This window comes from Mesorhizobium sp. M7A.F.Ca.ET.027.02.1.1 (assembly GCF_004022985.1).
Classification (GTDB): domain Bacteria; phylum Pseudomonadota; class Alphaproteobacteria; order Rhizobiales; family Rhizobiaceae; genus Mesorhizobium.
The window spans coordinates 1-419 of record NZ_RZOL01000966.1 but is presented as its reverse complement, the minus strand read 5'-3'; the positions used below and the strand labels follow the sequence as shown (position 1 = coordinate 419).

Genomic DNA, 419 nt, shown 5'->3' with positions numbered 1-419 from the left:
ATTATTGACTGGGTAAGCGCCACCGGTTTGCGCCCGTGGCTCCAGGAACTGAATGAGAGCGAGCAGAAACGGTTCCTGAAACGCTACCATGAACTGCTGGAAGAGCAGTATCCACTCCAGGAAAACGGGCAGATACTGCTGGCCTTTCCGCGGCTGTTTATTGTGGCTCAGCGTCAGCCCTGACCGGGGCTATGAACGGGCCTCTTTGAGCAGCTGCTGAATAACCTTTTCCTGCTGCTCATAATCGCCTTCGCCAAAGGCGGTATAGCGCAGCTGGCCTTTTGCATCGAAATAGTAATGCGCTGGCCAGTACTGGTTCCCGAACGCGTTCCAGATTTGGTAGTTGTTATCCGTCACCACCCGGTACGGCAGCTGCCACTTATTTACCGCATTTTTCACCGAGGCGAGCGGTTTTTCCC

The 419-nt window shown here is 54.4% G+C and carries 2 pseudogenes; one reads left to right on the top strand and one right to left on the bottom strand.

Annotated elements, in window-relative coordinates:
* Positions 1-183 (top strand): annotated as a pseudogene (locus EN749_RS37260) (trans-aconitate 2-methyltransferase); the annotation flags it as partial.
* Positions 184-189: 6 nt separating this feature from the next.
* Here EN749_RS37260 and EN749_RS37255 read toward each other — a convergent pair.
* A pseudogene (locus EN749_RS37255) lies at positions 190-419 on the bottom strand (cytochrome c biogenesis protein DipZ); the annotation flags it as partial.